The organism is Microcystis sp. M49636_WE2 (assembly GCF_030065375.1).
In the GTDB taxonomy this organism is placed as follows: domain Bacteria; phylum Cyanobacteriota; class Cyanobacteriia; order Cyanobacteriales; family Microcystaceae; genus Microcystis; species Microcystis aeruginosa_C.
Genome location: NZ_JASJFG010000730.1, coordinates 1 through 1,092 on the forward strand (window position 1 = coordinate 1; position 1,092 = coordinate 1,092).

Genomic DNA, 1,092 nt, shown 5'->3' on the forward strand with positions numbered 1-1,092 from the left:
AGAAATGGCATTTTTGCCGTCGGGTTGGCTATCGGAGGTGGCGAGATAGGCTTCCCCGTCACCGATGCGATTGATCAGGCGAAACCCGTGTCCTGAAAAGTAGATCAAGACTTCTTGATTTTTGGTCTGCTCTCCCGATAAAATTTGCTTTAAGGCTTGCAAGACTTCATTCCCCGTTACCTTTCCTGGAACAACTTCGTAGCGTTTTTCTGCGGCAATCCAGCGATTGGGTAGGCGTTCTACATTGGCAAATGTCCCAGTATTCTCCAAGAATTTAGCAACAGCTTCCGCATCTTTGGCGGGTTTACTCAAAGATGGTAGAAAGTTCCGGTTATCGTAATCGTTAATGCCGATGACGAGGGCGTAGCGAGCCATAGACAGTCAGCAAGGGATAGAAATGTTTTTTATGTTAGGTTATTTTTTGGTAAACTGCAAGGAAAGCATAGGCCCTCCCTTAGATGACCTTTTCTTATCATCACAAGTACGGGAGAGCCAAGAAATAGTTAAGAAAAAAGTTAATTTTCAATTTTTGCATTATTTATGACTCGACTAACTCCGATCCAAATTGACGAAAACACTCTAATTTATATAGAGTCCACCGATGACCTAGAAATTCCTGCCGAGACATTAAAAACGGAGGGAAGAGTTCCTAAAAGGGGAACTTCTATACCAGATAAACAGCAAATTTTACAGAATTTTCAGACAATTGAAGATACAATTCGTACTTACACTACTTACACTTTAAACGCTTTTCGCAATTTAGCCATTGCCAACATTGAGGAAGTCACTTTACAATTTGGTGTGGAAATCGGCGGTGAGGTAGGAATCCCTTATATTACTAAAGGAACCGCTAAAAGTAATTTAAATATTACGGTTAAGTGTACCTTTCCTAAGCCGCCGAACTCGTCTGATTGATGGTTCAATATTTAACGTTTTCTGGTTCTTCCGTATATTCCCAAAATAAGAGAGCCAAATAATCTTGATTAAGGTCTCTGGTCTTGATTTTGGGGATAACTGGGGAATAGATCTCTGGGGAAATCCTCGGCACTTAAACAGGTTTGTAAAGCTTGGGAGGGATTATTTTTGTCCACA

General features: G+C 40.9%; 2 protein-coding genes. One reads left to right on the forward strand and one right to left on the reverse strand.

Translation table 11 applies throughout. The annotated features are described in order from the left end of the window. Positions 1 to 375, reverse strand: a 375-nt coding sequence (locus PX484_RS16765; RefSeq protein ID WP_288104834.1) for a caspase family protein, incomplete at its 3' end; no start/stop codon positions are given. Between the two features lie 165 nt (positions 376 to 540). Between PX484_RS16765 and PX484_RS16770 the strand changes: the two genes are divergently transcribed. Continuing rightward, positions 541 to 915 (forward strand): CU044_2847 family protein, encoded by a 375-nt coding sequence (locus tag PX484_RS16770; protein WP_149106890.1) that lies wholly within the window; start codon positions 541 to 543, stop codon positions 913 to 915. Positions 916 to 1,092: the final 177 nt, after the last annotated feature.

Bases quoted from the DNA above. Each gene is read 5' to 3' on its own strand.
- PX484_RS16770 (WP_149106890.1), top strand. From the start codon at position 541: ATGACTCGACTAACTCCGATCCAAATTGACGAAAACACTCTAATTTAT.